General features: G+C 68.4%; 17 protein-coding genes and 1 riboswitch. Of the genes, 6 read left to right on the top strand and 11 right to left on the bottom strand.

Features of this window, described 5'->3' with window-relative positions; all coding sequences use genetic code 11:
• The first annotated feature begins 6 nt into the window (after positions 1-6).
• Positions 7-759: a hypothetical protein gene (locus BGO47_RS01035; protein WP_292707496.1), complete on the top strand. Its 753-nt coding sequence runs from the start codon at positions 7-9 to the stop codon at positions 757-759.
• Here the strand turns inward: BGO47_RS01035 and BGO47_RS01030 are convergent.
• The 3 genes from BGO47_RS01030 to BGO47_RS01020 are packed head-to-tail and all read right to left on the bottom strand — an operon-like array spanning position 752 to position 2,741.
• Positions 752-1,249 (bottom strand): NUDIX domain-containing protein, encoded by a 498-nt coding sequence (locus BGO47_RS01030; protein WP_292707494.1) that lies wholly within the window; start codon positions 1,247-1,249, stop codon positions 752-754. The two genes, BGO47_RS01035 and BGO47_RS01030, sit on opposite strands and share 8 nt — an antisense overlap.
• Positions 1,249-2,355, bottom strand: coding sequence for an AarF/UbiB family protein (locus BGO47_RS01025; protein ID WP_292707491.1), 1,107 nt, complete (start codon positions 2,353-2,355; stop codon positions 1,249-1,251). Before BGO47_RS01025 ends, BGO47_RS01030 begins: the two co-directional genes overlap by 1 nt.
• A complete protein-coding gene (locus BGO47_RS01020) occupies positions 2,352-2,741 on the bottom strand; it encodes a hypothetical protein (protein WP_292707488.1) in 390 nt (129 codons plus the stop codon). Before BGO47_RS01020 ends, BGO47_RS01025 begins: the two co-directional genes overlap by 4 nt.
• Positions 2,742-2,860: 119 nt before the next feature.
• Between BGO47_RS01020 and BGO47_RS01015 the strand changes: the two genes are divergently transcribed.
• Positions 2,861-4,396, top strand: a complete 1,536-nt coding sequence (locus BGO47_RS01015; protein ID WP_292707485.1) for a carboxylesterase/lipase family protein — start codon at positions 2,861-2,863, stop codon at positions 4,394-4,396.
• Positions 4,397-4,407: 11 nt separating this feature from the next.
• Here BGO47_RS01015 and BGO47_RS01010 read toward each other — a convergent pair whose 3' ends face one another.
• Positions 4,408-5,418, bottom strand: a complete 1,011-nt coding sequence (locus BGO47_RS01010) for an aldo/keto reductase family protein (RefSeq protein WP_292707483.1) — start codon at positions 5,416-5,418, stop codon at positions 4,408-4,410.
• Between the two features lie 68 nt (positions 5,419-5,486).
• Here BGO47_RS01010 and BGO47_RS01005 point away from each other — a divergent pair, with 68 nt between their 5' ends.
• The gene (locus tag BGO47_RS01005; RefSeq protein ID WP_292707481.1) at positions 5,487-6,935 is read left to right on the top strand and encodes a carboxylesterase family protein; all 1,449 of its coding nucleotides are present in this window, start codon (positions 5,487-5,489) and stop codon (positions 6,933-6,935) included.
• 27 nt (positions 6,936-6,962) lie between these two features.
• On the opposite strand, the gene rlmN is transcribed toward BGO47_RS01005, so the two are convergent.
• Entirely contained in the window at positions 6,963-8,174 is a 1,212-nt protein-coding gene (gene rlmN, locus BGO47_RS01000; RefSeq protein WP_292707478.1) for a 23S rRNA (adenine(2503)-C(2))-methyltransferase RlmN, read from the bottom strand.
• A gap of 184 nt (positions 8,175-8,358) precedes the next feature.
• Between rlmN and BGO47_RS00995 the strand changes: the two genes are divergently transcribed.
• Positions 8,359-8,835 (top strand): GNAT family N-acetyltransferase, encoded by a 477-nt coding sequence (locus BGO47_RS00995; RefSeq protein ID WP_292707476.1) that lies wholly within the window; start codon positions 8,359-8,361, stop codon positions 8,833-8,835.
• 33 nt (positions 8,836-8,868) lie between these two features.
• Here the strand turns inward: BGO47_RS00995 and BGO47_RS00990 are convergent, their stop codons facing one another.
• Positions 8,869-9,708, bottom strand: a complete 840-nt coding sequence (locus tag BGO47_RS00990) for an NAD(P)-dependent oxidoreductase (RefSeq protein ID WP_292707474.1) — start codon at positions 9,706-9,708, stop codon at positions 8,869-8,871.
• Positions 9,705-10,532 (bottom strand): enoyl-CoA hydratase-related protein, encoded by an 828-nt coding sequence (locus BGO47_RS00985; RefSeq protein ID WP_292707471.1) that lies wholly within the window; start codon positions 10,530-10,532, stop codon positions 9,705-9,707. The genes BGO47_RS00990 and BGO47_RS00985 overlap by 4 nt, the downstream gene beginning before the upstream one ends.
• A 178-nt stretch (positions 10,533-10,710) precedes the next feature.
• Between BGO47_RS00985 and BGO47_RS00980 the strand changes: the two genes are divergently transcribed.
• Complete coding sequence (locus BGO47_RS00980) at positions 10,711-12,147, top strand: LssY C-terminal domain-containing protein (RefSeq protein ID WP_292707468.1); 1,437 nt, start codon at positions 10,711-10,713, stop codon at positions 12,145-12,147.
• Positions 12,148-12,168: 21 nt separating this feature from the next.
• Here BGO47_RS00980 and BGO47_RS00975 read toward each other — a convergent pair whose 3' ends face one another.
• The 4 genes from BGO47_RS00975 to BGO47_RS00960 form a co-directional block, all read right to left on the bottom strand.
• Complete coding sequence (locus BGO47_RS00975; protein WP_292707466.1) at positions 12,169-12,933, bottom strand: SDR family NAD(P)-dependent oxidoreductase; 765 nt, start codon at positions 12,931-12,933, stop codon at positions 12,169-12,171.
• Between the two features lie 300 nt (positions 12,934-13,233).
• Positions 13,234-14,019: an energy-coupling factor transporter transmembrane component T gene (locus tag BGO47_RS00970; protein ID WP_292707463.1), complete on the bottom strand. Its 786-nt coding sequence runs from the start codon at positions 14,017-14,019 to the stop codon at positions 13,234-13,236.
• The gene (locus BGO47_RS00965) at positions 14,016-15,491 is read right to left on the bottom strand and encodes an ATP-binding cassette domain-containing protein (RefSeq protein WP_292707460.1); all 1,476 of its coding nucleotides are present in this window, start codon (positions 15,489-15,491) and stop codon (positions 14,016-14,018) included. The genes BGO47_RS00970 and BGO47_RS00965 overlap by 4 nt, the downstream gene beginning before the upstream one ends.
• Position 15,492: 1 nt before the next feature.
• The gene (locus BGO47_RS00960; RefSeq protein WP_292707459.1) at positions 15,493-16,113 is read right to left on the bottom strand and encodes an ECF transporter S component; all 621 of its coding nucleotides are present in this window, start codon (positions 16,111-16,113) and stop codon (positions 15,493-15,495) included.
• Positions 16,105-16,215, bottom strand: a riboswitch (TPP riboswitch). Its footprint overlaps the gene before it by 9 nt.
• A 38-nt stretch (positions 16,216-16,253) precedes the next feature.
• Here BGO47_RS00960 and BGO47_RS00955 point away from each other — a divergent pair.
• Entirely contained in the window at positions 16,254-17,684 is a 1,431-nt protein-coding gene (locus tag BGO47_RS00955; protein ID WP_292707457.1) for a D-alanyl-D-alanine carboxypeptidase, read from the top strand.
• Positions 17,685-17,690 lie beyond the last annotated feature (6 nt).

Here is a 17,690-nt window from a genome sequence, read left to right as displayed (position 1 = left end):
GAAGCGATGAACGAGGATGCCGCTGCTGAGTTGCAGGCGCTTCGCGAGCGGGCCTATGGCCCCGACGCCGACATCCTGCGCGACCCGGTGGCGTACGACCGGTTGCACGAGCTTGAGGAGCAGCTGCGGACTGAGCAGCCGTCGCCGGACGCGCCCGCGGCTGCCAGCACCCAAGACCCCGAATCCGCGAGTGCGGCAGCCGCCAGCAGCGACGACCGGGCGAGCGAGTCCGGTGGCCGCGCGGCTTGGTCGCCCCTCACCAGGGTTCCCCCCCTGGCGCGCGCCTTCTGGCTCGTTTCGGTGTTGGCGGTAGCGACGCTTGCCGCATCCGTCACCTGGGGCCTCGCCTCGATTCCGGTGATCTCCGAGGGCTCGGGAGCGCGGCAAATTGCGGCGCTTGAGCCCGATCCATCGACGACCGCCCCGTCGTTCGGGAGCACAGATACACCCCCGGTGGGGTTTCAGTTCGCGGGCTACACGCTGATAACCGCCATCAACTCGAGCGACGGCGTCGACAGCGAGTGCCTGGTCGTTTTCAGAACTGAGGACGTTGACGACGAGTCGGGCTTCCCGAACGGGCCGACGTACTACGGATGCGGCGCCGGGGCTTTCCCGCCGACCGCGTCAGTGCAGATCCATGCAGGTTCGCCGGCAGCGGCTCTCGAACGCTTCGGGGACGGTGCCGCGCTGCAGTTCGTCTTGGAGGGCGACCGCGTCGGCGTCTTTGTCGACTCCGCACCCGAGGACCCGGTCAACTGACGCCGCGGGTGCCGAGTGCGGCAGCAAGCGCGGTGAGCGCGGGCCGCTGCGACGCGGTGAGCTTCTCAGCAGCGAAGGCCAGATGCATCCACTCGACGCGGTCGATCTCGGGAAAGCTCGCCACCTTCCCCGACCGTGGCGGCCACTCAAGCTCGAACTCCCCGAACACCGGATGCGAGATGTCGAGGCCTGATCCGTCGACCGCAAAGACAGTGATCGACTTGCGCGATGCGGCGAACGAGCCGAGGTCGATCACGGTGCCGCCCGGCGGATCGATCCCCAGCTCCTCGCGGAACTCCCGCCGCGCTGCCTCCAGTGGTGACTCCCCGGCCGGGTCGTACTCGCCCTTGGGGATCGTCCACGCTCCGGCATCCTTGCGCTGCCAGAACGGCCCGCCCATGTGAGCGATGAGCACCTCGAGACCACTCGAGCCATCCGACGACGAGACGACGGGGCGATACGCCAGCAGCCCGGCGCTCAATACTGACATCAGGTAGAGCCGTCCCGTCGACGCAGCGCAGCGCGCAGGCTCCGCACGAGCAGCAGGAGACCGCCGAGGCCGACGACACTGCCGAGGAACGGGAACAGCGGAACATCCTCGGTCAGTTGCGGGCCGCCCGATGAGATCGCGAGGGCGATGCCCGTGGCCAGAAGGGTGACCCCGACGAGCGTGCTCGTGAGTTGGCCGAGCATTCCCTCGATCCATCGCCGCTCTCCCGTGCTCTCGAACGAGCGGAGCCGCACCGAGAAGGTGCCCTGCTCGAGGGATCGCGAAATGTTCTCCAGGCGCCGGGGCGCCCGACGTACCTGTTCGAGAGCCAGAACGAGCTGGGTTTGAGCCGAGAGAGCTGCGGTGCGCAGCGACAGCATGCTGCGGGCGAAGTGCGGCGCCCGGCTGAGTGCCTGACCGACCATGTCATAGCCCGGCGACACCCGCCGCAGGCTCCCCTCGAGTGAACCGAGGGTGCGGAACACCAGCAGCAGAGACGGCGGCATCGCCAACCGATGATGACGAAGGGTGTCGAGCAGAAGCCGGAACACGTCCTCCCCCGCGGGCGCGTTTCGAACCCGGGTGATGATCGCGCCGACATCACGCTGGAGGGAGGCCTGGTCGACACCGTCGGGGTCGGGCTCGCACAGCAGCAGCACGATGTCCGTCGCCGCTTGATCGTCGTCTGCCTCCATCGCCGTCAACAGCGGTACGAGAAGGCGCCGCATGCTGGCCTCCAACACCCCGACAGCGCCGAAATCGATCAGCGCGACCTCTCCGCCCTCACAGAGGATCAGGTTTCCCGGATGCAGGTCGGCGTGGAACACCCCGCGCACCGCGATCTGCTCGAACACAGCATCCAGGACGCCGTCGGCGAGTTCCCGCGCGGCATCCGGTTCCACCGCGCCCTCGGGAAGCTTGCCGAAGGGCACCCCCTCGATCCGCTCCTGCACGATCATCCGCTGCGTGCACAGATCGCGATAGACCTGAGGAACCCGCAACGGCATCGCGTGCGTCTTGGCAATGGCACCGCGCAGCATCTCGGCGTTTGCCACCTCGACGCGGTAGTCGAGCTCTTCGGTGAGCGCGCGAGAGAACTCGGTCACCAGCGCCACGGCGCCGTAGTCGGCTGCCCACGATCCCGGCGACGGAAGGCCTCGCGCACGATCGTCACAGGGTTGCCGAGGGGTCGGCTCGGCCAGAGAAACTCGAGGGTGACGAGGACGATGACGACAACAGCGAACATCCAGCCGAGCACGAGGGCTACGAAGGCCAACACGATCGGGCTTTGGACGACAACCCGATCGCCGTCGAGGATGTCAGCCTGTTCGAACACCCACACCGTCAGCGGGAGGGACCCGAGAAACACCACGGCGGAGGTCACGAGCGCCCGGACCCATCCGATCTGGGCATCCAGGAGGCGCCTGCTGACCCACGCGGAAAGCACAGCGAACACAGCAGTGAGCAGAAGGACCGCGAGCCAGATCGGCATGACCCGATTGTGTCAGGCACAGGATGCTGGCGCACGAGCGACAGCGGGACTCGGTCCCATAGCGCCACCGTCTACGCTGTGTCGCGACGCCGCGCTTTCACCCGACCTGGAAGGCTCCCATGGACGAGACCCCCGTTGCCGCTGCACCCGCCGGGCGCTTTGCCGGAGAGGAGCTTGCGGGCGGCATCCGCGTGTGGCGTGGCATCCGCTACGCACAGCCCCCCACCGGCGACGCACGCTGGCGCGATCCCGTGCCCGCCGAGCCGCTTGATGCCGAGGCCACCGCCACGGTCACGAGCTTCGGTCCAGCCGCACCGCAGAAGACGAATCCGGCGATCGATCTCGGACCCGACCCGGTCTTCGACGAGGACTGCCTCTTCCTGAACGTCTGGAGTGGAGCAGATGCCGATACCCCCGCGCCCGTCATGGTGTGGCTGCACGGCGGCGCTTATACATTCGGCTCCAGCAGCCAGCCCGTCTACGACGGTGAAGCCCTCGCGCGACACGACGTCGTCGTGGTCACGATCAACTACCGGATCGGCGCGCTCGGCTTCCTCGATCTGTCGAGTCTGTCCGGCCCGGAGCAGCAGTTCGACGGAAATCTCGCGCTCAAAGACGTGCTGCTGGCGCTGCGATGGGTGCAGCGCAACATCGCCGCCTTCGGCGGCAATCCCGAGCGGGTGACCGTTTTCGGTGAGTCCGCGGGCGCGGGCCTCGTGACGACACTGCTCGCAGTCCCGAGCGCTGCGGGGCTCTTCTCCTGCGCGATCGCCGAGTCCTCGCCGGTCTCGAGTGTCTACGACAAGGCGCGCGCTGCGAGCGTCACCGAGCTGTTTCTGGCGGCAGTGGGCAACCCCGCGCCGGCGGACCTGCGCGCGCTGCCGGTCGACACGATCGTCGACGCGGGGATGACGGTGTTCGCCGAGGTCCCGGCGCAGCATCCGGGAACCATCGCCTTCGGTCCCGTCATCGACGGCGAGCTGCTGCCGGAGGCGCCGGCGACGGTCCTTGCCGAGGGGCGTGGTCTGCCGGTGCCGCTGTTGATCGGCACCAACAAGGACGAGGCTTCCCTGTTCCGCATGATGAAGTCGCCGCTCATGCCCATCCGTGAGGAACAGATCGAGCAGATGCTCACCGAGCTCGGCACCGAACGCCCCGGCATCGACCTCCCCTCGATGGCCCAGGTGCTCTCGGCGTACGAGGGCGTGCGCCACCACGCGGTCGGACTCGGGATCGCCCGCGACATCGGGTTCCGGATGCCGACCCTCTGGGCCGTCGAGGGGCATTCCCGCGTCGCACCGGTGTGGCTCTACCGGTTCGACCACGCGACGCCGATGCTGCACCTGCTGCGCATCGGGGCGACCCACGCTACCGAGCTTCCCTACGTGTGGGGAACCTTCGGCACCCGCGCGCACGACATCAGCTTCCGGCTCGGTGGCCGCCAGGAGGCAGAACGGATCTCGGCGCGGATGCAGCAGCGCTGGACGGCGTTCGCCAAGGGGGAGGCCCCGAACGCCGATGGCGCCGCGCAGTGGCCTGCGTTCGATGCCGACACCCGCGCCACCCTCGTGATCGAGGCCGAGGACCGTGTGGTCCCCGACCTCGATCGAGAGCTGCGCACCGGCTGGGGAAACGAGGTTCTCGCCTTCCCCTGAGCCGTCACGCCCTAGGGACGACGCTTGGGCGAGGATTCTTCGGTGAGCGCCGGATCGGTCTCGGCGACCGAGCCGAGCGCTGCGTCGATCGCCGCCATCGTGTCGGCATCCAGCGTGATCCCCGACGCCTTCACGGTGTCATCGAGCTGCTCGGGGCGCGAGGCGCCGACGAGGGCTGCCGACACATTGGGGTTCTGCAACACCCACGCGATGGCGAGCTGCGGCAGGGTCAGCCCCGCCTGCTCGGCGACCGGATGCAGCTTCTGCACGGCGCTCAGCACGTCATCCGTCATGAACCGCTTGATGAAACCGGCGCCGCTCTTCTCGTCGGTAGCCCGCGAGCCGACGGGCGCCGGCTGACCGGGTAGGTACTTGCCGCTGAGCACGCCCTGCGCCATCGGCGACCAGACGATCTGCGAGATTCCGAGCTCCTCCGATGTCGGAATGACTTTCCCCTCGATGACGCGCCAGAGGGCCGAGTACTGCGGTTGATTCGAGACGAGCTGGATGCCGAGATCCTCGGCGAGCGCGTGCCCGGCGCGCAGCTGCTCAGCCGTCCACTCACTCACACCGATGTAGAGCGCCTTGCCCTGGCGCACGATGTCGGCAAACGCCTGCATCGTCTCTTCGAGAGGGGTTTCGTAGTCATACCGGTGCGCCTGGTACAGGTCGACGTAGTCGGTGCCCAGGCGCCTGAGCGAACCGTGGATGCCGTCCATGATGTGCTTACGCGACAGACCCGAGTCGTTGGCGCCGCCCGGCCCGACGGGCCAGTACACCTTTGTGAAGATCTCCAGCGACTCCCGACGCTGGCCCTTCAGCGCCTCACCCAACACCTGCTCGGCCACCGTGTTGGCGTAGACGTCGGCGGTGTCGAAGCTCGTGATGCCGAGCTCCAGCGCGCGGTGCACCGTCGCGAGGGCCGCGTCGTTCTCGACCTGCGAGCCGTGGGTGATCCAGTTGCCGTAGGTGATCTCCGTGACTTTGAAACCACTGTTGCCGAGGTAGCGATAGTTGACCATTGCTCCACGCTATCGCTGCGCCGCGACAGCGGGGTCGGCTCGTGGTGAGTCCGGCCTACCCTGAAGACGTGAGTACCGAGACGGCCGAAGCCACGATCAGCACCGGACCACTGCGCGGGGGCGCGAGCGACGGCATCCGCCGGTTCCTCGGCATCCCCTACGCCGCCCCTCCCTTCGGCCCGCGGCGCTTTCAGCTGCCGTCAGCACCCGATAGCTGGACCGGAGTGCGGGATGCGACGCAGTTCGGTCCTGCGGCGCCGCAAACGCCCTACCGCGGCAGGACCGGACAGCTCCTGCCGAGCCTGAACAGCGACGGCACCGACGAAGACATTCTGACCGTCAATGTCTGGACCCCGGCGAGCGCGCCGGAGCCGGCATCCGGGCCGCTGCCTGTCGTGCTGTGGATCCACGGCGGCGCGTTCGAGCGCGGCGGCAGCTCGCTGGACGGCTACGACGGAACGAGCTTTGCCCGCAGCGGCGTCGTCTTCGTCTCGGCGAACTATCGCCTCGGTTCCGAGGGTTTCTCGGTGCTCGAGGATGCCCCGCGAAATCTCGGCCTCGAAGATGTCGCCGCGGCCCTCCGCTGGACCCACGCCGAGATCGCCGCGTTCGGTGGAGACCCCTCTCGCATCACGGTGATGGGAGAGTCAGCCGGCGGGGCGCTGGTGGGAGCCCTCCTCTCGCGCCCCGACACCGGGCCTCTCGTCTCCGGCGCGATCATCGAGTCCGGTCCGTTGGATGCCGCCGTCCCCAAGCGAGCGGGACGCGTCACCCGCGCACTCGCGAAGCGACTCGGCATACCGGCCACGCGCGAGGCTTTCGCGGCCCTGTCCCCCGCCGAGCTTCTCGCCGCCCGCACGGCGCAGGCCGCCGGTAGCTCGCCACTGCGAGGAGCGCCCGGATTCCTGCTGGCCCGAGACCCCGAGAGTCTGCCCGAGTCCCCGCGAGCGGCGCTCCCCACCGCCACGGCACCCATTCTGATCGGCACCAATACCGACGAGTATCGCCTCTGGTTCACCCCCGACGCGCTCGCGAGAATCTCACCCTGGCAGGCGACGCTCGGCCATCTCGCGCTGAAGATCCCGCGCGCCGCGGTGCGGGCCTATCGGACGCAGTCCCCGCATGCCGGCGCCGGCGACCGGCTCGGGCAGGCGCTCACGGACTCGATGCTGCGAGCGCCGATGACCCAGGTGGCGGATCGCCGAACTGCACCGACCTTCGTCTACGAGTTCGCCTGGCAGAGCCCGGTGGACGGCCTCGGCGCCGGACACGCGCTCGAACTCGGCTTCGTCTTCGACGGCCTCGACAAACCCGACAGCATCCGGATGGCCGGGGATGCGCCGCCACAGCGCCTCGCGCACGAGATGCACGACGCGTGGGTGCGGATGATCCGCGACGGCGACCCGGGATGGGAGCCGTTCGCGCCCGGGCGGCGGGTGCGCGTCTTCGATGTCGAGTCGCGCACGCTCCCGCTGCCACGCGCCGACGCTGTGGATGCCTTCAGTTCGGCATCCTGACGAGAACTACGAAACTGCCGCCGCCGCCTAGTCGTCTTGGGTCGCAACCAGCTGCCCACACGCCCCATCGATTTCCTTGCCGCGGGTGTCGCGCAGGGTCGTCGGGATGCCGGCGGCATTCAGCCGCCGCACGAACTCGTTCTGCACACCCGGTTCGGATGCCGTCCAGATCGAGCCCGGGGTCGGATTGAGGGGAATCGGGTTGACGTGCACCCAGCCGCGCCCGCGCTCGTTGAGCTTCTGCGCGAGCAGGTCAGCGCGCCACGGGTGGTCGTTCATGTCTTTGATGAGGGCGTACTCGATCGAGACCCGACGCCCCGTCCGCTCGAAGTAGCCACGAGCGGCATCCAGCGCCTCATCGACCTTCCAGCGGGAATTGACCGGAATGAGCTCGTCGCGCAGCTCATCGTCGGGGGCGTGGAGCGACAGGGCGAAGGTGACTGGGATGTCTTCGGCGGCAAGTTTTGTGATCGCCGGCACCAGACCCACTGTCGACACTGTGATGCCGCGAGCGCTCATGCCCATGCCGTGCTTCTTGTCGGTCATGACGCGGACGGCCTGCATGACGCGGGCGTAGTTGGCCAGTGGCTCGCCCATTCCCATGAACACGATGTTCGAAACACGCTCAAGGGACTGGTCGGTGCTTCGCTTGCCACCGAGCTCCCCCCGGGCGATCACCTGATTGGCTCGCACGACCTGATCGACGATCTCGGCAGCCGACATGTTGCGGGTGAGGCCCGCCTGGCCGGTCGCGCAGAACGGGCAGTTCATTCCACATCCGGCCTGGCTCGAGACGCACAGGGTGATCCGGCCGGGATAGCGCATCAGCACTGACTCGACGAGGGCGCCGTCATGCAGCTTCCAGAGGAACTTGATCGTGTCGCCCCTGTCGGTGTCGAGCCGGCGAACCTCGGTCAGCAGCGGCGGCAGCAGCCCCGCGACGAGTTCCTCGCGACCGGATGCCGGTAGGTCGGTCATCTCTGCCGGGTCACTCGTCCAGCGCGTCAGGTAGTGCCGCTCGAGCTGGCCGGCGCGAAAGCCCGGCAGACCCAGTTCCTTGGCCTTCTCGACGCGCTGTTCCGGTGTCAGGTCGGCCAGGTGCACGGGAGGCTTGCCGCGCTTGGGGCTCGCGAACTGCAGCAGCGGCCGCCCCTCGGCATCCTTCTTCTGCTGCCAGCCTTCGGTGGCCGGGCGCACCTGCGGCGCGCCGGAAGACGTGGGAGGAAGCGCGCGAGCCATGACTCCAGGGTAAGCGAGCGGATGCCGCGCACCCCTGCATGCCCTGCGACGCCCTGTTGGCCCGGCGACGCCCTGTTGGCCCTGTCAAGCCCTGTTGGCCCTGTCAAGCCCTGTTGGCCCTGCGACGCCCTGTTGGCCCTGTCAAGCCCTCCCCACGAGGAGACCCGCCCAGTACCGTGAGGTCGTGACCCGCGACGACCTCGACATCCGCCCGATCACTCCCGCAGACTCCGGGGAGGTCCTCACGCTCCAGCGCGCCGCGTTCGTGCAGGAGGCGCTCATCTACGGCACCCCGCACATGCCCCCCTTGACGCAGACGCTGGAGGAGATCACCGCGGAGCTGGCCACAAACCTCGGCTGCGTCGCGCTGCGGGGACCCCGGATCGTCGGAGCCGTCCGCGCGCAGCACGACGGCGAGCTGCTGCTCATCGGGCGGCTGGCCATCGCACCCGATCAGCAGGGCGAGGGAATCGGCACCGCACTGCTGGCGGCAGTCGAGCAGAGGGGGAAGGATGCCGGCGCCACGGTCGCCGAGCTGTTCACCGGGTCGCTGTCGGAGGCGAATCTGCGCCTGTATGAGCGCGAAGGGTATGTCGAGAGCGAGCGAGTACCGGGGGATGACGGCGTCGAGCAGGTCTTCCTGCGCAAGAAACTCGACTGATCAGCCGCGGCCGCCGTCGCCGAAACCCCGCACTCAGTCGAGGAAGATGTCAGGGAAGAGCTGATCATCCGGGGTGCCCGGCACGGCAGCGTAGCGCGCGAAGTCTGTGACACCCGCAGCCTCCAGCACATCCTCGACGATCAGCGTCTGACCGGTGTAGTCCCGCGAGGGCTTCGTGATCACCTCGTACGCGGCATCCGCGTAGATCTCGGGCGTGCGACTGACCTTCATCATCTGGTCACCGCCGAGGGCGAACTGCACGGCTGCTGTCGCGATCGTGGTGCGCGGCCAGAGCGTGTTCGCCGCGATGCCGTCTTTCGCGAACTCGGCGCCGATGCCGAGGGTCGCCATCGTCATCCCGTACTTCGCCAACGTGTATCCCGTGTGTCCACCCAGCCACCGCGGCGAGAGGTTCAGGGGCGGCGACAGCGACAGGATGTGGGGGTTCTCGGACTCGCGCAGGATCGGCACCGCGGCGCGCGAGAGCATGAACGTGCCCCGCACATTCACACCCTGCATGAGGTCATACTTCTTGGCGGAAAGGTCGAGCGAGCCGGAGAGATCAATGACGCTCGCGTTGTTGACCACGACGTCGATCCCACCGAACTCACCCTGGGTCTTGAGCACCGCCGCCGTGACGTCGTCATCGTTGCGGACATCGCCGACGATCGGAAGCGCGCGACCACCGGCAGCTTCGATCGCCTCGGCCGCGGTGTGAACGGTGCCCTCGAGCTTCGGATGCGGCGTGTCGGTCTTCGCCAGGATGGCGATGTTCGCGCCGTCGGCTGCGCACCGCAGTGCGATGGCGAGCCCGATCCCGCGGCTGCCACCGGAGAGCAGAACGGTCTTTCCGGCAAGCTTCTTTTCGGTCACGCGTGGTCCTTTCGGGTGGCGGATGTGGTGGCGGTGTCGTTCCTCGGGGTTCGGGATGCCGCAGCGAACGCGGCGATTCGCGTCCGGGCGTCGTGGGTGCCGAACCGTTCCCCGATGGTTTGCGCCTCGTCTTCGAGGTTCTGTGCCAACGCGCGGCCCGCGCCCGAGCGCACGAGTCGCTTCGCCTCGCCGAAGGCCGCGACAGCACCCGACTGCCAGAAATCGGCGACCTCCCGTGCGCGCGCAGCAACCTGGTCAGCCGGAACCACCTCGTTCACCAGGCCCCACTCGAGGGCTTCGTCGGAGGTGAGGGAGCGGTCCTGCAGCAGCAGGGTCAGTGCGCGGCGCTGGCCGATCGCCGCGGGCAGCAGGGTCGAGACGCCGAGGTCGGGGGTGAGTCCGATGTTGGCGTACTTGCTCACAAAACGCGCAGCGTCGGAGGCGACGATGTAGTCGGCGCAGAGCATGAGCCCGAGACCACCGCCGGCGACGGCTCCCTGAACTGCAGCCACGATGGGAGTGGACGAGCACACCAGGGTGAGGATCCCCTCGTGAATGATCCGCGCCATAGCGGTCACCGCCTCGCCGGCGCTTCCGTCGCCGGGATCCGCCTCCGCCATCGCGACGACATCGCCGCCCGCGCAAAACGCGGGGCCTGCGGCATCCAGCAGAATCGCCGTCACGGTGGGATCCCCCGTGAGCTCGACAGCCACATCTCGCCATCGACGGCCCATCTCGAAGTCGACGGCATTCAGGCGTGCGGGGCGGTTCAGCGTGACGTGGGCGAGGCCGTCGGCGACCTCGACCAGGATGGAATCGCTCATCTCGGCCTCCTTCAGCAGTGAGGGTGCGGCCAAACGGCGTTCCCCTTCGAAACCTCCCGTCACTCTACTCTCGCCCCCCTCGACCGCGAGCCCGGGTACCACATCTCGTGACACTGCGTTTCATCGGGTAGCCAACCACGGCGGCATCCATCGGGGCCCGCGGCGGTAGGGTGGCGGCGTGAACGCAGAACGGCGGCGCAGCTACTCCATCGGAGTCGCGCTCGACTGGTTCTTCTTCGTGTTCGCCGGGATCTCGGCGCTCTGGCTCGCGTATCTGAGCCTCACCGAATCATTCCGTGTCGGGTGGTGGGGGATCCTCGTCGCGATCGCCTTCTGGGCGCTGCTTGCCTACCTGGTCCTGCCGCGCATCCACCGCATTCTGACGACGATCTACGTACCCGGCTATTTCATCGGACGCACCCGCACCAGTGACGGCTTGCTCGGCGATCCCGTCAACCTTGCCTTCATGGGCGAGGAGGCTGCCCTGCACGAGGCGATGGAGCGGGCGGGCTGGACACTCGCCGATCCCGTCACGCTGCGCTCATCCCTTCGGATCGTGACCGCGACACTCACCCGGCGCAGTTACCACCGCGCGCCCGTCAGCCCACTCTTCCTTTTCGGCCGGATGCAGGATTTCGCCTACCAGCAGGAGGTCGACGGCAACCCGGCGCAGCGCCACCACGTCCGGTTCTGGCGCTGCCCCGACGATTGGCCGCTGCCGGGCGGCCGCCGGGTGGAGTGGCTCGCAGCGGGAACCTTCGACAGTTCGGTCGGCTTGTCGCTGTTCACGCTGCAGGTCACGCACCGTATCGACGCCGACACGGATGTCGAACGCGACCACATCGTCGGTTCGCTCCTTGCCGCAGATCCCACCATCCGCCTCGAAACCATCGAGGACTTCTCGACGAGCTATCACGCTCGCAACGGCGGCGGTGACTCGATCCGCACCGACGGCGATCTGCCGATCCTGGATCTGCGCCCCCTGGCCGTAGCCGGGGCCGCCGGCGTCGCAGCTGCCGCCGACACGACGGATGCCCCGCCGCCGGCATCCGGGTCACGAGAAGTCCCGACGGTAGCTGCTGCGGCGACGACCTCTTCGCAGAACCTGCCACGCAAACGCGCCGCGTTCGAGCCCCCGACGACGCTGTTCGCCCCGCTCCACCGCGACCCGAGCATGCGGCGACCCGCCACAATCACGACCGGAACGCTGCTGTTGCTGCTGCGGGTGCTCGCCGGCATCCTTCTGATCGTCGGCCTGTGGTTGGAGTGGCCGGACGTCATGGGTAGCGCCGACCTTGCGGTCGGGGGCGACGCACTCACGGCCGAGGAGGAACAGTTCGCCCTCTGGATCGTGATCGCCATCATGGGCGTGAGCCTGGCGGTTCAGGTGAGCGTGCTGCTCTCGCTGTGGTGGGGACGAAACTGGGCTCGGTTGATCGTCATGATCTTCTCGGTCGTCTCGATCTCAACGGCGTTCACGACCTGGTTCCTGCGGGAGCAGGAGATCACCCTGCGAACGTCGCTGCTCACGGTCGGTCTCGATGTGTTGATCCTGCTCGCGCTCTCCAGCCGCAGCGCCGCCGCCTACTCGCGGCGCCGCGAACGGCACCGCTGAGCCCGGCGCCCGGGGCGTCCGCTAGCGGGGCGCCATCCGGATCGCACCGTCGAGTCGGATCGTCTCACCATTGAGGTAGCCGTTCTCGACGATGCTCATGACGAGCGCCGCGTATTCCTGTGGCCGGCCCAGTCGGGCCGGATAGGGCACCTGCTGACCGAGTGAATCCTGCGCCGCCTGCGGGAGGCCCGCGAGCATCGGTGTCTCCATGATTCCGGGAGCGATCGTTGCGACACGGATGGCGTGACGGGCGAATTCTCGCGCGATCGGCAGCGTCATCGCGTGGACACCACCCTTGCTGGCGGCATACCCCGGTTGCCCGATCTGCCCGTCGAAGGCAGCGACACTGGCGGTGTTGATGATCACACCGCGGTCGCCGGACTCGGCATCCGGGTCCGTCCTCGCCATCGCTGCAGCAGCGTGCGCGACAACGGTGTACGTACCGATCAGGTTGATGCGCACGATCCGCTCGAACGCGGCGATCGACGACGGCTCCCCGTCACGGTCGAGCACCTTGGCCGGGGGAGCGATTCCGGCGCAGTTGACCACGACCCGCAGCGGACCGGATGCCGCAGCGATCGCTACCGCGGCACGCACGGCTTCGGCATCCGTGACGTCGGCCGCAGCGAAGGTGCCACCCAGCCACGCGGCGACGTCCGCACCGGGCGAGCCGGGCAGATCGACAATCGTCACCCGCGCGCCACCAGCGGCGAGCCGCTCCGCGGTCGCCAACCCCAGACCGCTCGCCCCGCCGGTGACGAGAGCTGCAGCACCACTGACCTTCATCCGACTCTCCTTCGATGTCGCGCCCCAGGCTACCCCCGAGGTGAGCGCCGCGACCGCGTGTAGCTAACTCCTCACATACGTCACCACCACCGCACCGAGTTGCCGAAGAGACGGCTCAGCACGCCAGGTTTGAGGAGTTAGCGACACCGCCGTGGGCCAACCCGATCGTAGCTCCGACCGATATGTCGCTCGGCCTCCCCTGTCTCCAACTCCTCAACGACGCCGACGCGATGTCCCGTATCGGCCAAGTCGCGGGCCTCTCAGCCTGTTCTTCAGGAGTTAGCCACAGCCGGAACCGGTTCAGGACGGGCCGAGGATGAAGTTCCAGGAGCCGGCCAGGACGGCGGCGGTCACGGCGACTGCGGCGATTGTCGCACCGAGCAGTACCAGCAGCCACTCGGCCATCCCGAACCGGGACTCTCGCGCCCACGTCCGCGGACCGGGTGCCCCGAAGCCGCGGGCCTCCATCGCCACAGCGAGCTTCGTGCCCCGGCGGATGGAGAGTACGAGCAGGGCAAAGGCCATCCCGAGGAAGCGACGGATGCGGCCACGGTCGGCGACGCCGCGCGACCGGCGCGCGAGCTCCAGCGCACGCCAGTCGTCGACGAAGAGCCCGACCATCCTCAGCCCCGCGAGTCCACCGAGCACGAAGCGGGCCGGTAGTCGCAGGACCTGCGCCAGCCCATCGGCAAGGTCGGTCGGATCAACGGTGGCAAAGAGAACAACCGACGGCAGCGCTATCGCGAGCACCCGAAGCATCGTGGCCAACGCCAAGGTGAGCGATCCCTCACTGACGCGCACCACAAACCACTCTGCGTAGATGTGGCCGCTCGCTTGGCCGTACAGGGCTATCGTCACGCCGGTCAACGGCGCGAGCAGCCAGACGATCCACGTGCGCCGCCAGAACTGCCGCCAGCCGAGACCAGCGAAGGGGAACAGGGCGAGCTCGATCGCCAGCGCCATCCCCGCCGACACCGCATCCAGGGTCAGCACAAGCGGAACCGTCAGCACCACGATCGCGAGAAGCTTCGCCACCGGGTTCAGTCGCGCCACCCGCGAGGGCGCGGCGGTCTGAATGTCGATCACGACGACCCACCCAGAACAAAGCGGTCGGCATCCAGCGCATCGGCGACCTCGAGATCGTGCGTGATCGTCACGACCGCCGAGCCCTCCTCACGCACCCGCGCAAGGAGCGCAACGAGCTCGGCCCAGGTGCGGGCATCCTGTCCGAACGTGGGTTCATCGAGAACGAGCACACGGGGCCGAGTCGCGAGGGCTGCAGCCACCGTGAGTCGACGCTTTTCACCACCCGAGAGCGTGTAGGGATTCGCCTCGGCGAGGCGGTCAAGCCGCAGCCGGTGCAGCAACTCTTCGACACGCGCCGCGATCTCCGACTCGGCGAGTCCCAGCGCACGCGGTCCGACCTCGAGCTCGCCGCGAACCGTGCGGGCGAGCAACTGATGCTCGGGGTCTTGGAACACCATGCCGAGCCGCGTGAGCAGCGCACGCGAGGGCCACTGGTGAGGATGTCCCCGCTGACCGTCCGCGAGCGCCGAAGACGGCACGACCATCCCCGAGGCGGGCGGGATCAGCCCCGCAAGGGTGAGACCGAGCGTGGACTTGCCGGCACCGTTGGGTCCCGTGATCGCCGTCGCAGCACCTTCGGTCACCTCCAGGTGTGAGATCTCGGCGATCGGACGCCCCGGCACGCGCGCAACGACGAGGTCATCCGTCGACACGAGAACGGAGCCCCGAGGGCGGGTAGCCCGGGGCGGCCACGTCGCCCTGTGGCCCGGAACCCACACGCCGGAGTCTGCGAGCTCTTCACCCCGATCACGCAGCACTGCCTCGGGGGCGCCGTCCGCGACCACGCCCCCATCCGCCAGCACGATGACACGATCGACCACGGGCTCCCAGGCCGCTACCCGGTGCTCGACGACAACGAGGGTTGCTCCCGTCTGCTCGACGACGCGGGCGACGGCATCCCGCACCTGCATAACGCCGTCAGGGTCGAGATTGGCGGTGGGTTCGTCCAGGATGATGAGGCCTGGCCGCATCGCTACGACAGCGGCGAGCGCCAGGCGCTGCTTCTGCCCTCCGGAGAGGGCGCTCGTAGAGCGATCGAGCGGAACGTCAAGTCCCACCAGCTCGAGGGCCTCGCGCACGCGATGCCAGATCTGCTCGCGGGGGACGCCGAGGTTCTCGCAGCCGAACGCCACTTCGTCGCCCACGCGCGCGAGAACGACCTGCGAGTCGGGGTCCTGTAACACGAGGCCGGCTCTGCCACGCGCCGCGCTCGGGATGGCGCCGCCGAGGCGAATCGAGCCTTCGCTCTCTCCCTCGTCCGCGCCGAGCACCCCGGCGATCGCCCGGACGAGCGTCGACTTGCCAGACCCCGACGCCCCGAGCAGCAGAACACGTTCCCCCGGCTCGATCCGCAGGTCGACCTCACGCAGGGCCCACGCTCGCCGGCTGCCATGCCGCCAGCCCCACCCCTCGATGCCGACGGCGACGGGATGGGGCGGAGCGGCAGGGGTCAGGGCAGACTGTGCGGTCACGTCAGACGCGCTGCCGGACCTCGCGCCCGGCAGGGAAGGCATCCAGGGCGCCGGTGGCGGCGAGCGCGCGCACCAGCAGCCACGAAAGCAGGCCGGCGATCACGGCGCCGGAGATGACGGTGCTGATGAGGTAGACGATCGTGAAGGTCACGTCGGCCCCCGCGTACCAGAGGATCAGATTGTTGATGCCACCGGCCAGCGCCGCACCTGCCCCGGCGAGAATGGCGACCGGCAGCGTCCACACGCGGTAGGCGAAGATCAGGAAGATGATCTCGGCGCCGAGCCCCTGCACGAAGCCGGCCTCGAGCGTCAGGAACCCGCCCCACTGGTTGCCGACCAGCGCCGAGACGACGGCAGCGAGCACCTCGGTGTAGATCGCGGCACCCGGCTTGCGGATGACGAGAGCACCCAGGACTCCGGCGAACAACCAGGGTCCGTCGAGCAGGCCCTGCAGACCCGGCAGTAGCGGCTCTAGCAGCGTGCTCGGCCCGACGTACCCGACGTTCCAGGCCAGGAAGATCAGACCGGATGCGACACCGATGACACTGGCGACGACGATATCGACGATCCGCCACCGGAACCGGTTCGTGACGGTGGTGGGGGTGGACGACGAAACAGACATTGTTCTCCTTCCTGCGCTGGCATGACCCAGATCAGGTTCGACGGTCGAAGCGTGGATTCGCTTCCTCTCAGCCCGGCACACCGGACTCCCGTGGTTCGTGGTGCCGAGTATACGCGTCAGGTACGGATAATCTGGGCGGGATGACTGACACGGAGGCGCCGACCGCCCCCGATCCGACCGACGCCGACCCGGCGTCGAGTGCGGCCGCGGGCGCCGCCGTTGAGCGCGCCGACACCGCTGCCCTGCAGTGGGCCCGGCCCACGGGAGCCCCCGTGTCACGGCCGGCACCGGAACGCTCGGACACCGGCGATCTCCTCGACGGGATGCCGCGTCGGTCACTGCTGCGCGGAACCGTCATGGGCCCGACCCTTGTCGTTCTCGCCGTCATCGCGGCATACGCCGCGGTCACGCTGCTCTGGCCGCTGACCGCTGTCATGCCGACTGCGCAGCCCGTCGATGTGGCACCTCTCACGGCATCCGCCGCCGCCCCGGCGTGGCCGGCAGACGGATCGGCTGCGGTTGCCGTAGACGGGTTCGAGTCGACGGTCGCCGACGCAACCCTGGTCTCAACGACGGATGACGCACCGCTGGCGAGCATCACAAAGCTCGTGACCGCACTCATGGTGCTCGACCGACAGCCCCTCGCGCCCGGTGAGACCGGCCCGGAGTACGCCTTCAACTCCCGTGATCGGTCGACCTACTGGAACTATCGCGGGCGCGGCGAGTCGGCCCTGGACGTTCCCGTGGGCGGCTCTCTCAGCGAGTACCAGATGCTGCAGGGAGTGCTGATCGGCTCCGCGAACAACTACGCGTCCAGACTGGCCGACCAGTTCTGGCCCACGGACGAGGTCTTCGAGAGCGCCGCTGCCGACTGGCTGCGCACACACGGCATCAGCGGCATCACGGTCGTCGAACCGACCGGCATCGACTCCGATAACGTCGGCACGCCTGCGGGCGTCATCGCGCTCGGTCGCAAGGCGCTCGAGAACCCCGTGATCGCCGAGATCGTGGCGACCCCGTCGGTCGATCTTCCCGGCGCCGGGGTCGTCACGAACACGAACGATCTGCTCGCAGATCCCGGCGTCGTCGGTATCAAGACGGGGTCCCTCTTCGTGAACGGCCGCGAGGTCGACGACCTGGCCACCGCGAAGAACATCACCGTTGGCGACCACACGGTCCGCGCGTATGCCACCGTCCTCGCCCAACCCAGCGACGAGCTGCGCGACAGTGCGGCCCGGGCGTTGCTGGCCCAGCTCGAGGCTGAACTCACGACCCCCTACGTCATCCCCGCAGGAACGGTAGTCGGGACCGTGCAGACCGCGTGGGGATCGACCCCGGAGATCCGCACCACCGCGGACGCCGCCGTCATCCTGTGGAACGGTGCGGCGTCGAGTTCGTCATCCGCCCTCGTCATCGACGAGTGGGAAGCCGGATCTCCCGCGGGGACGTTCACCCTCACAGGCCCCGTGAACTCGACCACCGTCGAAGCTGCCGTCTCGGCCGAGATCGAGCAACCGTCCCCGTGGTGGCGTCTGACCCACCCGCTGCACCTGTTCGGGCTCATCGACTGACAGCCA

This window comes from Microbacterium sp. 67-17 (assembly GCF_001898325.1).
GTDB classification, from domain to species: Bacteria; Actinomycetota; Actinomycetes; order Actinomycetales; family Microbacteriaceae; genus Microbacterium; species Microbacterium schleiferi.
The sequence above is the reverse complement of the archived record's forward strand: the minus strand, read 5'-3'. Positions and strand labels throughout refer to the sequence as shown.